The organism is Mycobacterium lepromatosis (assembly GCF_000975265.2).
In the GTDB taxonomy this organism is placed as follows: domain Bacteria; phylum Actinomycetota; class Actinomycetes; order Mycobacteriales; family Mycobacteriaceae; genus Mycobacterium; species Mycobacterium lepromatosis.
In genome coordinates this window covers 678,947-699,343 of the sequence record NZ_CP083405.1, presented here as the reverse complement: position 1 = coordinate 699,343, position 20,397 = coordinate 678,947, and the positions used below count along the sequence as shown (strand labels likewise).

At 57.0% G+C, this 20,397-nt stretch carries 17 protein-coding genes and 8 pseudogenes; 4 read left to right on the top strand and 21 right to left on the bottom strand.

Going from position 1 to position 20,397, the window contains the following annotated elements:
- Positions 1-95 precede the first annotated feature (95 nt).
- The 11 genes and pseudogenes from MLPF_RS16975 to MLPF_RS16970 form a co-directional block, all read right to left on the bottom strand.
- Positions 96-188 (bottom strand): annotated as a pseudogene (locus MLPF_RS16975) (secondary thiamine-phosphate synthase enzyme YjbQ); the annotation flags it as partial.
- Positions 189-628: 440 nt separating this feature from the next.
- Positions 629-886, bottom strand: a complete 258-nt coding sequence (locus MLPF_RS03225; protein ID WP_175266336.1) for a hypothetical protein — start codon at positions 884-886, stop codon at positions 629-631.
- Between the two features lie 31 nt (positions 887-917).
- The gene (locus MLPF_RS03220; protein ID WP_162196869.1) at positions 918-2,273 is read right to left on the bottom strand and encodes a replication-associated recombination protein A; all 1,356 of its coding nucleotides are present in this window, start codon (positions 2,271-2,273) and stop codon (positions 918-920) included.
- Positions 2,274-2,507: 234 nt separating this feature from the next.
- A pseudogene (locus tag MLPF_RS03215) lies at positions 2,508-3,560 on the bottom strand (putative zinc-binding metallopeptidase).
- Positions 3,557-4,493, bottom strand: a pseudogene (locus MLPF_RS03210) (transglutaminase family protein). Before MLPF_RS03210 ends, MLPF_RS03215 begins: the two co-directional pseudogenes overlap by 4 nt.
- A gap of 6 nt (positions 4,494-4,499) precedes the next feature.
- Complete coding sequence (locus tag MLPF_RS03205; RefSeq protein WP_052696424.1) at positions 4,500-4,898, bottom strand: alpha-E domain-containing protein; 399 nt, start codon at positions 4,896-4,898, stop codon at positions 4,500-4,502.
- Between the two features lie 10 nt (positions 4,899-4,908).
- Positions 4,909-5,205 (bottom strand): hypothetical protein, encoded by a 297-nt coding sequence (locus MLPF_RS03200; protein WP_050038920.1) that lies wholly within the window; start codon positions 5,203-5,205, stop codon positions 4,909-4,911.
- An 82-nt stretch (positions 5,206-5,287) separates the two neighbouring features.
- Complete coding sequence (locus tag MLPF_RS03195; protein ID WP_050038919.1) at positions 5,288-5,563, bottom strand: alpha-E domain-containing protein; 276 nt, start codon at positions 5,561-5,563, stop codon at positions 5,288-5,290.
- Positions 5,564-5,646: 83 nt separating this feature from the next.
- Complete coding sequence (locus MLPF_RS03190) at positions 5,647-5,934, bottom strand: hypothetical protein (protein WP_052696423.1); 288 nt, start codon at positions 5,932-5,934, stop codon at positions 5,647-5,649.
- Positions 5,935-5,981: 47 nt separating this feature from the next.
- Entirely contained in the window at positions 5,982-6,266 is a 285-nt protein-coding gene (locus tag MLPF_RS03185) for a hypothetical protein (RefSeq protein WP_236684857.1), read from the bottom strand.
- Between the two features lie 184 nt (positions 6,267-6,450).
- Positions 6,451-6,693, bottom strand: a pseudogene (locus MLPF_RS16970) (hypothetical protein); the annotation flags it as partial.
- Between the two features lie 291 nt (positions 6,694-6,984).
- Here MLPF_RS16970 and MLPF_RS03180 point away from each other — a divergent pair.
- Positions 6,985-7,350 (top strand): annotated as a pseudogene (locus tag MLPF_RS03180) (MmcQ/YjbR family DNA-binding protein).
- Between the two features lie 1,699 nt (positions 7,351-9,049).
- Here the strand turns inward: MLPF_RS03180 and MLPF_RS03175 are convergent.
- Positions 9,050-9,190: a hypothetical protein gene (locus MLPF_RS03175; protein WP_162196867.1), complete on the bottom strand. Its 141-nt coding sequence runs from the start codon at positions 9,188-9,190 to the stop codon at positions 9,050-9,052.
- A gap of 964 nt (positions 9,191-10,154) precedes the next feature.
- Between MLPF_RS03175 and MLPF_RS16965 the strand changes: the two genes are divergently transcribed.
- Positions 10,155-10,286 (top strand): hypothetical protein, encoded by a 132-nt coding sequence (locus MLPF_RS16965; protein ID WP_420329574.1) that lies wholly within the window; start codon positions 10,155-10,157, stop codon positions 10,284-10,286.
- A gap of 246 nt (positions 10,287-10,532) precedes the next feature.
- Here MLPF_RS16965 and aspS read toward each other — a convergent pair whose 3' ends face one another.
- A complete protein-coding gene (aspS, locus tag MLPF_RS03165) occupies positions 10,533-12,314 on the bottom strand; it encodes an aspartate--tRNA ligase (protein ID WP_156146959.1) in 1,782 nt (593 codons plus the stop codon).
- A 215-nt stretch (positions 12,315-12,529) separates the two neighbouring features.
- Between aspS and MLPF_RS16095 the strand changes: the two genes are divergently transcribed.
- Together MLPF_RS16095 and MLPF_RS03155 are read left to right on the top strand one after the other, a co-directional pair.
- Entirely contained in the window at positions 12,530-12,772 is a 243-nt protein-coding gene (locus MLPF_RS16095; protein WP_193386716.1) for a hypothetical protein, read from the top strand.
- Positions 12,773-12,839: 67 nt separating this feature from the next.
- Positions 12,840-13,638 (top strand): annotated as a pseudogene (locus MLPF_RS03155) (neutral zinc metallopeptidase); the annotation flags it as partial.
- Between the two features lie 219 nt (positions 13,639-13,857).
- On the opposite strand, the pseudogene MLPF_RS03150 reads toward MLPF_RS03155, so the two are convergent.
- The 8 genes and pseudogenes from MLPF_RS03150 to MLPF_RS03120 form a co-directional block, all read right to left on the bottom strand.
- Positions 13,858-14,346 (bottom strand): annotated as a pseudogene (locus tag MLPF_RS03150) (dihydrodipicolinate synthase family protein); the annotation flags it as partial.
- Between the two features lie 1,115 nt (positions 14,347-15,461).
- Positions 15,462-15,644 (bottom strand): hypothetical protein, encoded by a 183-nt coding sequence (locus MLPF_RS03145; protein ID WP_175266332.1) that lies wholly within the window; start codon positions 15,642-15,644, stop codon positions 15,462-15,464.
- Positions 15,645-15,713: 69 nt separating this feature from the next.
- A complete protein-coding gene (locus tag MLPF_RS03140; RefSeq protein ID WP_237817241.1) occupies positions 15,714-15,854 on the bottom strand; it encodes a hypothetical protein in 141 nt (46 codons plus the stop codon).
- A gap of 1,230 nt (positions 15,855-17,084) precedes the next feature.
- A pseudogene (locus MLPF_RS03135) lies at positions 17,085-17,791 on the bottom strand (radical SAM family protein).
- A 31-nt stretch (positions 17,792-17,822) separates the two neighbouring features.
- Positions 17,823-18,005 carry a hypothetical protein gene (locus tag MLPF_RS03130; RefSeq protein ID WP_050038912.1) on the bottom strand — a complete coding sequence of 61 codons (183 nt, stop codon included), beginning with the start codon at positions 18,003-18,005 and terminating at the stop codon, positions 17,823-17,825.
- Position 18,006: 1 nt separating this feature from the next.
- Positions 18,007-18,258 carry a PE family protein gene (locus MLPF_RS16960; protein ID WP_082082303.1) on the bottom strand — a complete coding sequence of 84 codons (252 nt, stop codon included), beginning with the start codon at positions 18,256-18,258 and terminating at the stop codon, positions 18,007-18,009.
- Between the two features lie 148 nt (positions 18,259-18,406).
- Entirely contained in the window at positions 18,407-19,684 is a 1,278-nt protein-coding gene (gene hisS / locus MLPF_RS03125; RefSeq protein ID WP_045842506.1) for a histidine--tRNA ligase, read from the bottom strand.
- A 3-nt stretch (positions 19,685-19,687) separates the two neighbouring features.
- Positions 19,688-20,344, bottom strand: coding sequence for an MBL fold metallo-hydrolase (locus MLPF_RS03120; RefSeq protein ID WP_045842505.1), 657 nt, complete (start codon positions 20,342-20,344; stop codon positions 19,688-19,690).
- Between the last annotated feature and the right edge of the window lie 53 nt (positions 20,345-20,397).

The following is a 20,397-nucleotide window of genomic DNA, read 5'->3' as shown; positions in this document are numbered from 1 at the left end:
CAACGTTGCTTGGGGTCGATTTCAAGCCTATTTGCCAGACACCAGACAATTAGAAAGCCGTCTAACGACACTTTCGACCGCAAAGACTACCGGTCGTCGCTGTGAGTAGCGCCAAATTCGCGTACCGCGTCGGTAAGATCCACGATACGACGACACGCAGTGTTCACATCCAGCACATTGGTATGCACACAGCCCAGCCTACAGGCGTGGCTTGTCTACCTGCCAATCCGATGCGTAACCCGCGAAACAGCCCCGCAAGAAGCATTGCCACGCCTAAGTGGTCGGAGGAAGACAGTTTTAGTGAACCGGTGGCGGCCACCCAGAACACTGCCCAGAGAGGATGGGGGGGGTCGATCGTGTACACACGCTCTACCACCATCCAGGCGACAACCCCTGTTGGTAGACCAACAGTCCGGCAGATGCATCACCACCAGCTCTCGGGAGAGCGGGCAGGCAATGCGCGGCTGGTGCGCATTCGCTATCAGGCTGTGCAGATGTTCAACGGCAGACACAGGTCGAAGAATGGGAGATCACTCTGCTGCACCGTAACCACCGCTCGCACGAGGACGCATGCGCACGGGCTATCTGGCTCAAAACGGTATCCGCCAGCGCAGCCGATCAGTAGACTTCACCGGACATGGGTGTTGCCAGAACTGGAGAAACTCAACGGGTTCTGCAGCACCAGCCTGGTGGCCGACCACCCGTATGCCGGCGTGCGGTAACCTGCCCGACGTTCGAGAGCACATAACGCAATGGCCAGCAACCGCGACCGGGCAACCAAGTTGCGCAGCAAACAGGTCCGGATTTGGAAACCGAAGTACTCGACGTGGCCGACTTCGATCCAGCGATCGCGCACTTGATGGTGCCCGATCTGGTCTGATGACAAGCGTGCAGCCAGCCACACACTACTCGAACGGCTAGCCTCGCCGGCCGCGGATTATCGCGCGCAGCCGGTTCAGTCGGCCGACGAGCTCACGTTCACCGCCACGACCGGTAGGCCGATAGTAGTCCACTCCCACCAGCTCATACGGCGGATACTGTTGGGCAACAACACCGTCGGGGTCATCGTGGGAATACTTGTAGCCTTTGGCATTGCCCAGCGCTGCCGCACCGGAGTAATGCCCGTCGCGCAGGTGGGCCGGCACCAAACCGGCCTTGCCGGCTTTGATGTCGTCTAACGCGGCACCCAGCGCAGTCACGACGGCGTTCGACTTTGGTGCAGTAGCCAAATGAATGGTGGCATGTGCCAGGGCCAGCTGGGCTTCGGGCATGCCGATTAACTGAACAGTCTGCGCGGCCGCGACCGCAAGCGGAAGCGCGGTCGGGTCAGCCAGGCCGATATCTTCGCTAGCCAGGACCAGCAGCCGGCGCGCGATGAACCTTGGATCCTCTCCGGCGATCACCATGCGTGCCAGATAGTGCAGCGCAGCATCCACGTCGGAGCCACGCACCGATTTGATAAAGGCGCTAACAACATCGTAGTGCTGGTCACCGTCCCGGTCGTAACGCACCGCGGCGTTGTCCAAGGATTGTTCGATGGCCGCGACCGTCAGCTCGTCACCGATTTGAACGGCTTCGGCGGCCACCTCCAATGCGGTCAAAACCCGTCGGGCGTCGCCGGCTGCCAACCTAACTAGCAAATCTACGGCCTCGGGTGCCACCGCGATCTGTCCTCCCAGGCCACGAGGATCGTAGACGGCCCGCTGCACCACGGCACGGATGTCGTCAGCGTTCAGCGGTCGCAACTGAAGTATCAGCGATCGAGATAGCAGCGGCGCCACCACTGAAAACGACGGGTTCTCGGTGGTCGCCGCAACCAGCAACACCACCCGGTTCTCCACCGCGGAAAGCAGAGCGTCCTGCTGGGTCTTGGAGAATCGGTGCACTTCGTCGATAAACAGCACAGTCCGCTTCCCCGAGCGCAACGCACTCTTTGCACTCTCCAAAACAGCTCGAACGTCTTTGACACCCGACGACAACGCCGACAGTGCCTCGAACCGGCACCCGGTCGCCTGCGAGATCAGAGCTGCCAGGGTCGTCTTACCGCATCCCGGCGGGCCGTAGAGGATGGCCGACACCACACCAGAGCCCTCGACAAGACGGCGCAACGGCGACCCCGGTGCCAACAAGTGACCCTGTCCAACCAGCTCGTCCAGTGATGCCGGACGCATTCGCACCGCCAGCGGGACCCCGGCCGAGACACCCAAGGCGTGGTCGGTCGGCTGCGGCGCGCCAGGCAGATCAAACAAACTGTCGGACACGACATTAGAAATACCACGAAGGGCAGACACGTCAGTCACGGTAAACCCCGATGATTGGGTGCCCAACGGTCTCCACAGCTAACTTGCAAACAAATCAAGGTAATAAGCCGGCCACGGACTATCTAACTAACCCACCCGACTAAGTAGAGCGGCAACCAGAGCCTTCCCGACTATCCACCACTTTCTGGTTACGGAGCTTCTCCCCCACCCCCAGTGGCGGTCCACCGCCGCCGGGTCCCACTTCGCCTAACCCCGGCCGTGTACCTCTGTGCTGTTGTCTAGGCTGGAAGTCAAATCGTCGACGACGGCGTTAGTTAACTGCATCTTGTCCAAAACGAAGGGCATCAACACGAAGCAAGTACAAGTATAGGTCACCGTGGTCCATCGAACGGTTAACCATGTTCAACAACCAGGACAACGGCAGCCACATGCCGATGATGGTGAGAAAAGCGCTGAAGCCCAACACGCGTCGCTCAAAGGTTACTGAAGCCGACGTCAAACCGCACCAAGCCGAAGGTGTCCAGGGCATCGCGGATGTGCAGATAGTTAACAAACATCTCAGCCCAATCCTCAGCGGCGTGCCCGGCCATATACAATGACACAAAGCATTCCTACCAGTCAGCGGGCAGGCCGCCATAGACTAGCACCTCAACTTAGTTGGAGACGAGATCAACGAACGATCCGTGATCGTACTCCACGTATACACCCGACTTGGTGATCAGCCGGTATACTTTGATACTAAACACTAAGTAGCATCCGTTCCCGTGGCGGAAGTGCCCGAGCAGAGAACAGTGAGCTCGTTCAGCTCAACTTGAAACTGCTCGCAGTGAACATCGTCGCCCGTGGTCAAATCCAGGGTGATGACGCCGCTGTCATGCCCGGCTACGACACTTATCGTGCTTGCTGGGCAGCAGATGAATACCAGTTCAAGTCGGGATTCTGGGGCACGCCCGACAAGCGGCAACTTTAGTTCGTTTACTTGCGCGATCAGCCGCCGCTTCGACTCGGACGAACTCGGCTAAATCAATGGTTTACGCATCGTGCTGCTATTATTGAGTCAATGCGCATGACGTGCACAACCCGCCAGGTTAATCAACGAGGACCAACCATTGCATTCGTCCAGATGAAGATTGGCACACGGTTGATAATCTCCGGCAACAACGGCACCGGCGTGCTCGGCGTTGCCAATCCCCACCAGCGCCATAGCCTTCGGCGAAAACCCCAGCGCGCTGCCGTAGGACAGACACATGGAGGTTTCTCGAACGTCGGGCGCTGGCCGCAGTTGGAACATCGGATCACGCATAAAGGGTGCCGCCTTCGCAGGGCGCTACGTCAACGGCAACGTCGATCACGCTGTGGCTCCAGAGTTCGTGTAGATGATGCCGCGCAGCGGTGGCACGTCCGCGTAGTCGCGGCCCTGGCCGGCGACAATGTATCGCTCGTCAACCAGCTGGTCATTGATGGAGATCCAGGCCCAACCACTCGCATTGGCCAGACTGTTGCGGCGTCCAGACTGAGGCCCAGGCATGGGTCGCATCGATACTAACCAGCCGATCCTTCCCCGGCGGAAGATCGGTGGCCAAGTAACTTGATATATAGCTGGCCGTCAGATCGTTGGCGCGTAAACAAGCAGTCGCCAACCGAGTGAAATCTTGGCATACCCCTTCTCGGGCCAGCAGAACCTCGTTAACTCCGGTGGAAATCGTCGTGGAGCCCGAACGATAAGTGAAATCGGCGTAGATCCGTGCGATGAGGCCGCGCAGCACCTCGATCAGTGGACGCTTCGGCTCGAAGCTTGACGCAGCGTACTGCCGCACTTCGTCAGTGATCTTCGGCGGATTCAGATCCAGCGTGCATTTCGGTGGCCAGCACTCCCCGCCGCCCGGCCGGCCGGGCCGCCTCCCACGGTGCCGACGCCAGCCCATTGGTAAACAGCTCAGGTGGGGTTGAGTACACGTCAACAACGGATTCACTGGTGACGGTCAGGGTGCGGTGCGGCTCGGTGACGTGGAAGTAGGAGCTGAGGTTGCCGTAGCCGTCGCGGCTGATCGAGCTGTAGGCAGGGACAGGCGCGATATGCAACCGATGGTCGACACAGCGCTGACGCAAGGAGTCGCATGGCGTGAGGAACCCACGACCGCAGGAACTGGTGACAACGTCGGAATAGCGGTACCCTATACTGCGGCTCTTGGTACTGCCGGGTCGTCGCCATGTCAGCTGCGTCCGCTTCATGTGACGTCATGGCATCACCCGACGTTGGTCTGGTCCCCGCAGTGGCTGCACTTCGCCGAGCAGCGAGAGCCGGGTGGCGGTGGTGACGTTGGCCGGGTCAAGCAGCACGTTGTGTATACCGGTCAGCAATTCCGCCAACTCGGCGCGCTTCTCGTTGGCAGTGACCACATCGAAGTGTGTCGGATCGAGCCGGTGCAGTCGAATAATTATGTCGTCGACCCACCGTTCAACTCGCAACAAGTCCGACGCTCCAGGTAGCTTGCGCAAGTCGGCCCGCAGCCGCTCCAGCTCATAGACTAGCGACCTCGGATTGTCGACCTCGAAAAGTATCAGCTCAGCAACCGTAGCAACACTCACCGCGCGGAGGTCGCTCCGCAGGTAGATCACCGATGACTCGCAAGCCACCTGCGTGGACTCAAATGATCGTTTGCTCAGCGGCACGGCTGTGGTCCGTCAACGGGATGGCCTCCAGCAGCGTGGTCAGCCACTGCTTGCTTTCGATACGTTTGCCGATATCGGTCATGGTCAAGTCGACACCACACACCACCGATTCGTCCGCCAACTGGGACAATGTTAGCGTCGTGGCCTGCACCGGGGCGAATTTGGTGTCGTCAGCGAACGCGGATGACTCGCCGGATTCGCCAGTTTGCCCGGTTCGAGGGACTGCCCAGACGTCGCCGAGACCGGAGCAGACAGCTGCGCCGGTGACCACTCGACACTGCCGAGCACCATCCTAGATGTCCTTCGACATTTGATCCCGCTAAAAGCCAGTCCACGCCGCGCGACCGACCACGTCAGCGACGACGCTCCAGGATAGTAGTCAGCGATCCTAGCGTTGCTTGCGCGTCAGTAATATCAGTGCTGGTGGCCTGCCCGAGTGCAATGAGCACGACTAGCACACATTTGCTACCGTCAATGTCCTCGCGGTGGTGGAATTCATGGTACCGCTCCCGGGTGAAGACCAGTAGTCGGGCCATCCCCGCAGTGAGCTCAGCGTAACGTCCGACCCAAAAAATGTCGGACAGCACCCGTAGCGGGCTGATGCCGCGAGTGCCGCCGGTCTTTAACACCGCCCATTCAACCGACGGGAATGATAACTTCGGCGCGATCCGGGTCGGCGGCCTGACCCGGATACCCTTAGCCGCACGGGTATTCAGATTGCACGAAGCGTTACCCGGGGGGTAAGGATATACTCCAGGACACCGATCACCAATGCGTAACCACCGCGCTGTGAGACGATAAACAACCGCACCCCAAAACCGGCAGCAATCAACCTGCCCAGGTAATGGTCGACGGGCGGTAGTAGTTGGTGGGCGCGGAGGAAAACCGTGGCAACTCCTGACCGAACCACTGCCAGGGCGCGGCTTCGATATGCGCGGCCGCTAGAACCAGCGGGGCTTTCGCCAAGCAGCTGCAGCGACAAACCGGGCAATAACCACATGGGCCTTGCGCTTTCAAGGACACTGGTGCTCAGAGCGCTGACCACAGTCACCAACCCGCGCTGCAACATTCGACCAGACCTACCACACCCGGCCTCGAATCAGACAGCAAATCCAGCGGGTCAACGTAGTAGACGTTGACCCGGAGCAACACCATGTCGATCTGTTTCATGGTGTTCAGCGAGCACATCCACAATCTCGGAGTGGATGCCGGGGAACCACAACCAACCACCGGATCTTCGGCGGCCTCGGGTGTGGCATCGATCAGCGCCGGCCGCAACGTCGGCACGAAACTGGCGACGCCGGATGCAGCACGACCCGTCCTTACAGGCAAGAAGCCACGCGCGTGACGACCCAACGGTTGGCCAGCGCCTATCCGGCTCCCGACAGTACCTGCGTCCAATCCGCATCGACCAGAAAGTTCCCGGACCGGTTCTGGCTGATGTCACAGTCATATATAAAACTGATGACGGCCCGGTATTTCGGTCGCATTGGCCACCCGGACATAGCCTAGGGTGAGCGAACAGCAGCGGCACAACCGGCAACACCCCGCTGGTGACGCAGCGACGCAACCCATAAAGGTCAGCGAGGGCCGCATGGAACAACCGACTGGGTTGCACGACACTGGATTCCAACGTGGTCCAGTCTTCCAGAGCAAGGATTAACGGGAGTGCCTCCAGGTGCCAAAGTGTAAACACACTGGCACCTAGAGGGTGCCAACCGGACCGACCGTCACGCAGGTCAAACAACAGCTGTCGCATCCACGTGACGCGATAACCGGCCAACAACTGGTCAGGATCGCGGGGCCCACCGACCAGATGCGCAGCTGGCGGCGAGTCGCACAAGGCGTCAGAAGCAACACGCTACCTTCCGACAAAAAACAACCCCCTTGGTCTCGATACTGACCTAACTCCACGAGACAAGCCCGGTGGTCCAACAAGGCCAAGCACATCACACTCGTCCCTCGCGTGGGCTCAGTCGGCAATCAACACCAAGATCACCATAGCCGGCGCACAATCGACACGTGGCCGCATGGAACGATGTCGTAAAGCATCTCACCCACCACCAGGCAGCCACCGCACATCCAGCGGGTTAGCAAGAGATGGATTGCGTGAGAACGACTCCCTACGCCAATCTTACCGTGACGCCCTGACAGCATGCAGGGCCGACCCACCGAGCGGCAACATCCTCGATGTCCGGGTCTTCTGATGCGGGTATCGAGTGCGCCTTAAATCGCCAACGACCCAGGAGTGTATTTCACTACCCCGCATTTCGACGGCTATCCGGAGATGCTGGTTAAACTCTCCGAGATCGACATCCCCGATCTCGGAGAGTTGATCACTAAAGCCTGGCTGACGCAGGCGCCTAAGAAGCTAGTCGAGGACTACTGCGCCGGGGGGATTCGCTCCACCACCTGACTAGCTGCTATCGTACTCGGCACGACGACGCCTTCTGTACCGACTTGACCTGGTGAACAATCTACGGCAGCTCCACAAACGAAGTCATCAACGACAGCACAGTCGAAATCTCTTTAGGCATAGATTGCTTTATCACCCAGGAGTTTTTTCCTAGTACTACAAGTATACAGCCTTGATGGGTGCGATTAATGAATATTTTTCTCCGAACCAACCTTGTGTTATCAGCAAGTCAATATAAGCACGAAGTTCACCTCACGGTGTTAGCACACCGAAAATCCATCAAATTAAAATTTAAATAACCTATTTATTCCTTTTGTCTGGTTAACGATTGCTGCTATTCGTGTCACTTCGGCTGTGTTAGAATGGTCTGTGAAAGGGTGGGGCGAATCACATTAATTTGTCTACGGGATAGACTGCAGCTATAGAGTCATTAAGCATCTTCGTCACGGCGTGCCCTGTTACACGAGTGAACTGTGGCCGTAGCCATGTGAAAGTCCCCATTAGCGATCAGAGGGATATCCCTACTGGTGGCTAGGTAGAATTCCCCGTTCCCTTGTTTGTCATGTTGATCAGGGAGCTCGCGTTCGGGACGGTGACAATGATTGCACCAACAGTCACCCGCACCGACCAAGGAGTTCCATTGAAAAGGGTTATGATTCTGGCTAGGCGCTCACGGATAGTTGAACTTGGTGGTACGTTACCCTCTGATGCCGGCGCATATTTGTATTGTCAAAATTTGTACTAACTACTAAACTAAATTTAGAGTGACGCTGGAGTCCATACCGGGAGGTGTTCCAGGTTGTTGCCGTGAGTGGATGCCTGGGTTTCGAATATTTCGCGCGCTCGCGGGTGACGTTCCTTAAGTAGTGAGCGGAGGAAGCGTTAAGAAGGGAGATCGTGTTTTCGAAGGTTGCCGAAATCAACGTACATAAGCTACAAGCGGCGGCAGCAGTCCGCCTCCCGGACGATGTGCGTGAGTGTAGCGGTTGGCGAACCACGTGCACAGTAAAGTGCGTAAGGTCGCGACGTTCTATGGGGAGTTTATAAATAACGGAATGACTTCAAGCCGAACAAGTTACACACGTGCTGCTTCCAATACAACAAAACATCATCTGGGCAACCCCGATTCGAATTGCAGGCTCAACGACTAACTCACCTAACTACAACAAAATTTTTCCATGGGCTAGATGCACGCAACGCTATAAATCGTACCGGCCTAACACCATCACAATGGATCATCGAACTAAGGTGATTCTGTAGAAAGTGGCATCGACTGAATAAACTGGGTATTGTTGGCGATCGACGGCAGTTGCTTCCACGAAGGCAGCCTCGACGGCCTATGCCTTTTCACCGCCTGACCGTCCTCAAAACATTACCTTGCGTAGTCCAGGCCGAGTGCCGCGGTCTCCACCTAAGTATAGCACGAATAAGTTGTTATTTACCAGTCTCGCCCTCCGCGCACGGTTAACAGCGGTCCACTCCGAATACATTATCTTACTACGTACATCGAGAAAGTTTGATACTATGGGCTATAGGTTTGTTCCTCAATCTCCGAGAACTTCCCACCAAGGTCATTCAGCCACTTTAATAAACGGCTTGACTACATCAATTTCCTGTGTCGCAGCAGCAAATTGACCAGTCGTCCGTAGCGATATTAGAGAAGAATTCTCTTGAACAACAACCTGATGACCCTTACTTTCTAACCCACCGCCTTCCACACCTGGGCGGCGAGTATCAGCAAGTAGGAACCCGCCGGGTCGGTATACATGTTGCCTAAGTTTATCTTCGATGATAGCAGTTGGGAATACATCATTTTTGTTAGCTGTTCCTTCTGGCTCATGAAGACTATGTAGCATAGCTCGTTTTGCTCAAAGTCTTGGCGTTATCGACTTCAACGACCGCAGACTATCGCCTAAGGATGGTCTTCTGATCCTGCTGCGCATAACTGACCAGGATATGCTGTCACCTTTTGTGATTCCGAATTGATCGCAGAAGAATTCACGACGGTTGTTGCTAGGGCCACCTTACTTATCGATGACAACATCCCAATCAAGAATTTCCACATTTCCATAGAAAATAACTTGTAACGCCTCAGTCCCTACACTTACAAAGACATGCCAAATTTACCTTGTGCTTAACGAACCCATGCACGTTCACTAAGTTTATCGACTAAAATTAAGCAACAAGACTAAGAGGTCAATTCCACGTACATTACTGCAAATTGGGCCTATATTAAAATATATAGCCAGATGAAAACACCTCTCGTTTCATTACTACACAATGATAGTATAGTATTCAGAAATTCGGTATACGTGATCCGACACGCCAGGTATGGCCTGTCGGTGGTAGATATTGAAATGCGATCTTTGCGCATCGACCCTGTGCAAATCCCAAAGACCATGCAAAATTCGGGTTGACCCCTGGTAGTGGATAGCTAGCCAGTAGGTAATATATAACCCCGAAGGATATATATCCTTCGGGGTTATACGCGAAGTACACCCCAGAGTTACGCAAAGCAGTGTGTCCGCCTAGCGATTGAGAATGGCGGTCTGTGTAGTGCATGTCACCTCCGAGATCGGTCTCGGCGGACACATGCCGGGTGTTGGGTGTGGCTTCCAATACCAAACGGCCGCGACCGGCGATGCTAAACGCTGAAGGTATGCGCAGAGTTGGAACTCCTAAGCCGTGAAAACTCCGTAATTGTGTTGAGAGCATCAGTTTTTGAAAAACACAGGGAATCACTCTAATTACTTACCTGCTGCTAGATCTGGTACAGCTCTAACAGCGGGACCACTTGACTGGTCTTGACTCGGCAGTCTGCGAATCCCGGTGCGGAAGAGGTAACTTTCGGGAAGCTCTGGTCACGCTTCGGAAACGGCAATTCGCGCGCCGTCCCGTCGGACGCTTCGATCCCCGATCTCGACGTGTTCCCGTAGGTTGTGCACCCAGGTCAGACTGACCGAGGCGCCGACGAGGGCACTCGGTGATGACCAGTTTGCCGTCGCTGCGGAAATAGGTCAGCGGTGAAGCCCGGCGTTGGCCAGACTTGGCGCTGGTCGTTGTTTGCAGCAGCAAGTTTGAATTGGCGAATTGCCCACCGACCTTGCCGCCGTTGTCCTAGAACTCGCCGACGCTAGTTTTGTTGAACGCCTTTACCGTTTCCGCGTCCGGAAACTGTTCTGTCATGACTGCTCAACCTGTTTGGGCTTGGTGTCTATTCCGGATTCCTTGCGCTGCTGAGCGGTTATCGGAGCCGGCGCATCGGTGAGCGGGTCGATACCACCGCCGGTCTTGGGAAACGCGATCACCTCGCGTATCGACTCCATCCCGGCCAGCAAGGCATTGGTCCGATCCCAGCCAAAGGCTATACCGCCGTGCGGAGGTGCGCCAAATGTGAAAGCCTCCAAAAGGAACCCGAATTTCTCTTCTGCCTCGGACTTGTCCAGTCCCATAACTGCGAACACCCGTTCCTGGATATCGCGGCGGTTAATACGAACCGAGCCGCCACCAATCTCGTGGCCGTTACAGACGATGTCGTAGGCATCGGCCAACACGCTTCCGGGATCGGACTCGATGCTGTCCTCGAATTCCGTTTTCGGCGATGTGAAAGCGTGATGCACCGCGGTCCACGCACCAGAGCCCACTACCATTTCTCCGGCCTCGGTGGCCTCGTCGGCGGGCTCGAAAAGCGGCGGGTCGACCACCCAAACGAACGCCCACGCCTCGGGGTCGATCAGGCCCAGCCGGTTGGCGATCTCACCGCGGGCGGCCCCCAGCAGCGCCCGCGACGACTTCGCCGGGCCCGCTGAAAAGAAGATGCAGTCCCCGGGTTCGGCGCCCACGTGGGAGGCCAGGTGAGAGCGTTCGGCATCGCTGAAGTTCTTGGCCACCGGTCCGCCGAGTGTACCGTCGTCAGTCACCAACACGTAGGCCAGGCCGCGGTGCCCGCGCTGTTTGGCCCAGTCCTGCCACCCGTCCAGTGTGCGCCGCGGCTGTGCAGCACCACCGGGCATTACTACCGCACCGACATACGGTGCTTGGAAGACACGGAAAGTGGTGTCGCAGAAAAACTCTGTGCATTCGACGAGCTCCAGCCCGAACCGCAAGTCGGGCTTGTCAGATCCGAACCTTCGCATAGCATCGGCATAGCTGATCCGCGGGATCGGCGTCGGAATCTGGTACCCTATCAGCATCCACAGCGCAGTCAGGATTTCCTCAGAGATCGCGATGACGTCCTCGGCATCAACGAAGCTCATCTCCATGTCGAGCTGGGTGAATTCGGGCTGGCGGTCGGCACGTAAGTCCTCGTCGCGATAGCAGTGAGCAATCTGGTAGTAACGCTCCATCCCGGCCACCATCAGCAACTGTTTGAAGAGTTGCGGGCTCTGCGGCAGAGCATAGAACGTGCCCGGCCGCAACCGGGCCGGAACTAGAAAGTCGCGCGCGCCCTCTGGAGTTGAGCGGGTAATCGTCGGTGTCTCGATCTCGACGAAATCGTGGCGCGCTAACACGGAGCGAGCAGTGGCATTCACCTTGGAGCGCAACCGAATTGCCGATCCGGGGCCGTCGCGACGTAGGTCGAGATAGCGGTACTTCAACCGCAATTCCTCGCCCGCAGGCCCATCGAGTTGGAACGGCAGCGGCGCACTCTCGCCGAGCACGGTCAGCGACATGGCGTTGACCTCGATCTCGCCAGTGGGAATCTCGGCATTGGCGTTACCCTCCGGGCGAATCTCGACTACGCCGGAGACCGCTACACAAAACTCAGCGCGCAGCCGATGCGCTTGGGCCAACACGTCAGGCTCGCGAAACACCACCTGTGTGATGCCCGAGGAGTCGCGCAGATCAATGAAAATGACGCCGCCATGGTCGCGGCGGCGAGCCACCCAGCCAGCTAATGTCACCTGCTGCCCAGCATCGCTTTTCCGTAACACACCAGCGCCGTGGCTACGCAGCACAAACACTCCCCATTTTAGTTGACAACTAACGACTACCCAGTCTAAGGGGCGGTGTAACTTTTCGACCGTGCCGCTACCAACCCCATAACCAAGATTGCGCTGGCCGGATTTATGGCGCTGTCGGGTCGGCGCAGTGGAATGTTTCGCCGCACTGTCGCGCCGCTATGTCACCGAATGTCTGACCGTCGCCCAGGCCTGAAGATGCACAGCTGGCTGACGAATTGGTCAGGCTCTTCAGTAAGACGGCAGCAGATATGGGCAAGCCGATCCTGGCCGACCGGGAAAGCCATGGGTGGCTGGAATGGGATATCCGCAACGCGGCGATCATCTGCAAGACACGCGCCCACGGTCTGGCGACCCCGATCAGCGATGTCGTTGGTGCCGCTGCTGGCTGCGGTCAGCGACGGACCCGGCTAGCAACGCTGGCACGCCAGGGTCTGCGGTGTGCAAAGCCAATACTATAGGCTGGGTCAGAATGCAAAGATCAAAGCGCAACGAAGCGTATGTTGTACCTCCAACGAGGGTACGCAGATGAACACCAGCACCACGTCGAACTCTGGCGGCGGGGCGGTTAGTCGTAGTGGTTGCGATGTTCCTAGGCATGGATCCGGACGGCATTCTTAGCCAGCAGCGAATCTACACTACCGATAACGTAGTGCCCAGTTTCGACTTGCACAGAGGCAAACCTGGAGGACGATGCCAATAAGTTACGTGCAATGCCGGGTAGGTAGACACGGGTAACTCCGTGGACGCTGTATGAAAACAACTGCTGCGAGCTACATCCGATCGCACATACAGGCCGTTCAGCAGCCAGATGAACAGCAGCCACAAACCGACCACTCGCGCAGTGGGACCATTCTACTGCTCGGTGGACCAGACGAAGTACTTTGACACCGACTTTCTCCAAGTACTTATCGACAAATTCAGTTCCAGCAGCGGCCCAATTGGCCGGGAATACATGGTAGCTCACGAATAAGACCATCACTTGCAAACCTGCAGGGGGGTGCTCCGCCTCTGCCCAGCAAAGCGCCCACGGCAACGGTGTGCGCACCAAGTTGAAGGCGGTGTGTGAGCACACGAAGCGGCGACGATCAAGCAGGACAACACTGGGGTGCCCTACCTGGAGCCGTTGAACGACAGGGACACCCAAGACGCCCTCTTGGCTGCGTCCCCAGTGAGCGACGATCATATCCAGAAAGCCGCAACCAGACATACCACCCCAGAATGGTGGACACACGATTACTCTGCGCAACGGCAGAAGTGGTTCACCGTGGGGTATCAGAGCGATGACCCGAAGAAGTGTGACACCTTCGACGCCAAGAATTTTGGGATAGCCGCGACATACACACTGGCCAACCGATCAGGGTGGGAGGAAAGGAGCACACACAAAGTGTGTTATGCAGCTCAATTACTCTGAGTGCACAATCAACACATCTTTCACGACGTATTGGTGCGTGTCGTCACGCATGCCATTCGCTCTGACGTCATCTAGTAATCGTGGGCGTATCGGCCACCCATCGCAACCGACAATGCTGGGTTGAACACCGACTCATTTGAGAATGAACCGCTTCCGCAACTCGGCACGTCCTTGTGCATCGGGCGGCAGCAACGACACACGCGGATCTCCGGCGAACAATCCCAGCAAATTGAGACCGGCTTTCACGATGGTGGCCAACCCGACTGCGACGATGAACTTCAGAAACTGCTTGAAGTCATCGTAAAGAATCTGTGCTTTCTCCAGATCGCCGAAGTGTACTGCGTCGTACAGGTCGATGTACGGCTGCGGACGCAAAGTGGTTGCTGTAGTGCGCCAACCAGATGCACCAACCTTCAGCGCGTCGAGTACTAGCAGGTTGCTCCCGTTACAGAAGGGCCGTCGGCCGCCATTGAGTTCGATGATGCACCGCATCCAGGACAACTCACCGATGGATTCTTTGAGCATGCTGATGTTATCGATGGACTCAAACATGCTGACCAGCAGTTCGGTGCTCATATCGATGCCGCTGCTGGCCGGGTTACTATAGGCAATAATAGGAATCCTGGAACGATTGACCACTGGGATTTCACAAGGCACTGTACCGCAACGCATTTCCATCTAGGAACTGATGTCAATCAGACTTGATTCATTCTGTCTGGACCGTCGGCGACGTGAATGTTTGAGGCGGTCCATCGTATCAGAAGTGTCTGCTTGAGGTCGTTAAACAACTCTCTGTGACTCACCAAGAGACCGTACAACGCCATAGGACCTTACCGCGATGCACGTAACTGGCCTCGCAGAAGATCACCGATAAACGCCGCTCTCAGAAACAGCGGCTGGCAACGAACAACGCGCTGCTAAGAGATCGACCCTTGAGGCGCAATACCTGGATTACTAGGAGCAGAATGTACGGCAATGCGGACTCATGACTCGACGGCGTATCGCGCGTTTCTAGCGATTATTCTTTGGCATCCGCCAACCAGCACCGGGGGCTAAGTTAGCCCAGCAGATCACCGCAGTCTAACGGGCTAACCAGGTGTCAAAAACCACAACGGTGGTAAGGCGGCATAAAAGTTAGCGTATCTGTAACAGCTTACAATCTCGAGTACGAGCCGGCCAGACCCCGTGAGCTTACCTAGCCGCCGTACTCGCGTCGTAGGTCCAGCGAACGCCGAACATTGTTCAATGCCTGCAACCGGGTATGATGGCTTGTAGCCCTGCTCTTAAGAGCAGATAACTGACCACTGTTACTACGAAAACAGCTATGTCGATTACGTTTATCACACGATGTAGTACACCCTGACGGACTCCGCAAGGTTGCACAAGCGCTTGATGTCGATAGAGTGCGACTGATTTCCAACCAGGTAACCCAAGGACAAGAGCACCGCCTAACCACGCTCACGGTCGCATCTATCGGCTATTGCGTGCGTGCCAATTACCACGACCACATCAAGAACGAGAAGCAAAAGCTATCACTTTACGACACCACCACCACCTGACCGTCCACCGCGATCTCACAGTGGAATTAGAGATAGATCCGCAGCCCACTGTTGACGGTAACGATCGTCAACTAGTTCGGATCTGTCACATGACAGTACAGACCAGTGGCTGGCCACTGATGATATCGGGGTGTGCACGGTGTTCAGATATTTCGCTGAGTCAGCGTTAAAGGCCGCTTAGTGGGGCGGATCGGTGTTCATGTACTTAATGTCGACAGTCAGATCACTAGCGGCTACTACAGTGTAGACCACCTGATGAACGGCTGGGTCCGCGGCTGCCATCGGCGTAGTCGCTGCGACTTCCGGCACCATCCCAAATGTTGCGATCGCGACCACGCTGGTCACTTTTCGCAGGTTCATCACGACTAAAACACTACCGGATTCAGTTACCCACATAGCAGTCCCGGCAGACGTTCACCGGCAGATACACTAACCGGGCTCCCAGCTCAGGGTGTGAAACTGAATGAGCGACAATCCGCAACGGGCCAATGGCCCTGACCCGACCACCCCAAACATCAGACCCGGCGTCAGCCGCCGCAGGTTAATGGCGAGCACGGTATCGGCGATCATTGGTGCGGGCGGGGCTGCACTGTTGTGATCTCGCCCACGCGGTCACGCATAATACATACTCCGGCCGGAGCGACATGGCGCACAGCCGGTGGGTAACCTGTATCTGCAATTTGGCAAAAACGCCACAACCGAGGCCATGCGCAACCCGCACGGCCGTTGCGTGCCGACATCTGGGTTTGGTCAAGCCATGCCGGCCTACACCCGAACTTACCGAGACACGCAGTCCAACAAAGAAGGCAGCGCCAACAACGCCCGTTTGACGAACCTGACCGGCGGACATCGACTACATCTACACCGCGATGCACAATGGTATAGAGTCCGGGCTAGGGGCCGAGGAACACCGCGCCACAATGATGAAATTCTGCTATTAATACAATTTCAGCGACCTATCTACTCCGAAGCTAGGCAGACTGAACAAAAATACATATATTAAGCTATAAGATCTGCTCGCCCGCAGCCGACGATACCACGATTGCGATCAAACGCATCGCACCGCTGTTCAACCTCGTAAGCAGTGAACTGTGCTACGCCAACCTCGCCTAAGACCGGATTTTCACCTGGTTGCACTTGCTTGACAACAACACCCGTTTGGCGCGTTACTGGCCATTGATGCCGGAAGTCGGCAATCACGAAAACGAATTAGGCAACGAGCCAATTGGTTACGGTTCTTATCAGATCTACCTTGCGGTGCCCGATTTGGGATCTAGACCGCAGCTGTACGATCTATGCTACTCATTCACTGCCAGTTCTGGGCAGGTAACAAGCCCGAACAAAGACAACGTGGCCTTCTAAGACGGCGGCAATTCATACGTGCACGAATCCTAGGCAAGAAAGCAGAAGCGCTAACTTGCAGACAAACTCGCCGACATACGAAACGACCTCATCGACACCACCTGGGGCACAGTGCACATAGTCATCGGCAGCAGTACCTCATTGCCTAACAACGCGCTGCTTGTTTCCTCCAACCATAGTGCCGCGTGCTGACCGACGTCGGTGCATTTGATCCCGCGACCGCACGTTAAGGTGCCGATATACTTTTTACAAGGATGCGGCGCGGTCGGCATTTCGAGACCGCAACACCCCTTACAACTTTGCGGCTTTCTACGCCGATCCGGGTCAACCAAATCCACAATATGTTAATCAAGGCAACGTATTATTTGGTGAGCGGGCTGTGCGGCGCCATAATCGTAATAGACCAGTTTACCCTTACCAAACCGCACGCCGCTTAGTTCAAAACAAGGTCGACTGGACAGTTACCGGAACCGCTGCCGATGTGGTCGTCAACGGCAACCGGCGGTAGTCACCCATCAGCTGATACCTCGTCATCAGCAACGCAGAACGTCGCCGAAACATCTCACAGCAGCTCAACGGCAGATAGACTCTGCACTGATATAGCTCCCGGTACTGGCCGACGAGTGCAAGATGCACGCAGGCCAACCAGGATATGAATCAGCCGCGGATCGAACCACGTAAATGTAGGACGAAAACCTTCACACCGGTAGCCACGATCTGGCCAAGCAACCAGTCGAGGCGCTCGATGGACTCGGTGAAATGCGGGCAAGACCAGCAACCATTACATGCCAGGAGACCGGCGTCGCGGATTGCGCTGATCAGTCCCAGACGCTCCTGCAGTGTCGATGTGCCCAATTCGACATCTCGGCTGTACCTTTGCATCAGCTACCGCAAAGCGACACCTGTTGCACCGCGTCGGCGATGAACGATAGGTCCCTGCGCAGCAGGATACCTTAGGTCGAGAGGGTTGACAGCAGCGTACCGGACTCGACGAGCGTGTTGATGATGCCGGGCATCAGTACGTAGCGGCTTTCGAAATGCGGAACACGCACGCTTCAGACGAGACCGATCCGCTGCAGCCCTGGCAGCGCCCCGTCGTCGACAAGCGTCCCGTTGACCGCGGCGGTCTGACCAGCCCAACGCATGTTTATATGCGAACATTAGTTCGAGTATTCGTCAAGTCCACACTCGGAAGCGCTGCACCGCACCCATCATCCCCAAAGTGCCCGCCAATTGACCGCCGTTACCTTTCATGCCGCCATTGCCAATTAGCGGACGTCCCAACAACGCCTCGGTGGACACATTGACCCAACCCAACAGCTTTTGTTCCAAAGTTTGCAACAGCGAAGTATTTGCCAACTCAGCACTGACATACTGCGCCGCAACGATATTGAGCCTGCACGAACCTATTGGTGAAATTGCTCCACCTGAGCACTGAGCGCCTGGTAAGTCGGATCACGCTCGGAAACAACGTCGCAATGGCCGCCGACACTTCGTCAACACCGGCCGGCCGTACTCCACGCGCGGAAGACACGGCGTCGGCTTCGCTCAGCGAAATACCGACTTCCCTACAGAGCCGTCGCTGTGGCCGCCACCAGTTCAGGAACCGCAATCACAAATGACATGCCTTCGCTCTCAACACCTCGGCATCCCCCCGCGAACCGGCCTCCACGACCACGTCCATTCCCCAACTGTATGGTAAATAACAGCGCCACCTGGTTCAGAAGAACGACAAATTTCGCCTGACGAGGCCATCCTAGCTAAGCCGGAGCAATTCTCGAAATCACTTCGAAGACAACAGAATCCACAGGTACCGAGACCTGTTCACCGGTGGCTAGATCCCTCACACCGACACAGCCGACCTCGACGGCGCCATCACCGACTATCAACGCGATGCGAGCGCCGGAACGGACCGCTGCACGCATCGCGCCCCTGAACCCGCGATCCCCGTAGACCAGGTCGACGCGGACGCCGGCAGCACGCAGTTGCCCGGCCAACATGGCCACCTTGAGCTTGGCAGCTTCACCCAGCGACACACCGAATACGTCGCAGCGTGTGGCTTCCCCCACGGTCTTGCCCTCGGCGTGTAGGGCCAGCAAAGTCCGGTCCACCCCGAGCCCGAATCCGATGCCCGACAAGTCCTTCCCGCCGAGCTGGCGCATCAGGCCATCATAACGGCCGCCGCCACCGATGCCGGATTGCGCACCCAAGCCGGGATGGACGAACTCGAAGGTCGTTTTCGTATAGTAATCCAGCCCCCGCACCATCCGAGGATTGATGACGTATGGCACCCGCAGGGCGTCCAGGTGAGCCAGCACCGTATCGAAGTGTCGCTTGGCGCCGTCGGACAAATGGTCTAGCAACACCGGCGCTGCGGCCGTCATCGCTTGCACCTGGGGTCGTTTGTCATCAAGAACCCGCAGCGGATTAAGCTCGGCGCGTCGGCGGGTGTCCTCATCAAGGTCGAGCTGCAAGAGAAAAGCCTGCAACAGTTTTCGATATTGCGGGCGACAAGTACCATCGCCCAGCGAGGTGATTTCCAACCGGAACCCGTCCAAACCCAGGGAGCGGAAGCCGGCGTCGGCGATGGTGATCACCTCGGCGTCTAGGGCCGGGTCGTCGACACCGATTGCTTCAACGCCAACCTGCTGCAGTTGGCGACATCGGCCGGCCTGAGGACGCTCGTATCGGAAAAAGGGGCCTGTGTAGCACAGCTTCACTGGCAGGGCGCCACGATCCAGACCATGCTCAATCACCGCCCGCACCACCCCGGCGGTGCCCTCGGGACGCAGCGTAACCGAGCGGTCACCACGGTCAGCGAACGTGTACATCTCCTTGGCCACCACGTCAGTGGACTCACCAACGCCACGAGCGAACAACGCGGTGTCCTCGAAAACGGGTAACTCGATATAGCCGTAACCGGCCCGGCGGGCGGCAGTGAGCAATCCATCACGTACCGCGACAAATTGCGCCGAGTCCGGCGGAAAATAATCCGGTACCCCCTTAGGGCCAGAAAACACAGGGCATGACTCCGTCACAAGCTACAGGCCCTCGAGGAACGGATTGCAACGACGCTCGGCGCCGATAGTGGTGGAGTGGCCATGCCCGGGTAGTACAACGGTCTTGTCGCCAAGTACCAACAATTTTTCGGCGATGGAACGGTATAGATCACGACCACTGCCACCAAACAGGTCGGTGCGACCGATGGTGCTCTTGAACAGCGTGTCGCCGGTCAACACCACGTCGGTATCTGCTGCGACCCAAAAACACACTGAGCCGCGGGTATGTCCGGGGGTATGATCGACGTTGACGGTCACACTGCCCAGATCGAGCTTGTCACCATCCCGGTCTAACTCGACGACCTGCTTGGGTTCGCGAAAGAACGCTCCTGTGACGACTTGCGCCATCCGCGGGCCGAAGCCGAAGAGCGGATCGGTCAGCATGAACCGGTCCTCAGGATGAATGTACGTCGGACAACCATAGGTGTCGGACACTTTCTGGGCCGACCACATGTGGTCGATGTGGCCGTGGGTGAGCAGCACCGCGGCAGGAGTCAAACGATTCTCGTCAAGGATGCGCCGCAGCGGGCCCATCGCACGCTGGCCAGGGTCCACTATGACGGCATCCGTACCCGGCCGGTCGGCCAGCAAGTAACAGTTGCACTGCAGCATCCCGGCGGGAAATCCGGTGATTAACACAATCCCAGTTTCCCATCCCGAGCCGTCGACGACAATGCGGTCCGCTCAGCAGC

Coding starts and splice junctions, on each gene's coding strand:
- MLPF_RS03175 (WP_162196867.1), bottom strand. CDS start 9,190: ATGAGCCAGAAGGAACAGCTAACAAAAATGATGTATTCCCAACTGCTA.
- MLPF_RS03140 (WP_237817241.1), bottom strand. CDS start 15,854: ATGATCGCCGATACCGTGCTCGCCATTAACCTGCGGCGGCTGACGCCG.
- MLPF_RS03190 (WP_052696423.1), bottom strand. CDS start 5,934: ATGTGGTTATTGCCCGGTTTGTCGCTGCAGCTGCTTGGCGAAAGCCCC.
- MLPF_RS03145 (WP_175266332.1), bottom strand. CDS start 15,644: ATGAACCTGCGAAAAGTGACCAGCGTGGTCGCGATCGCAACATTTGGG.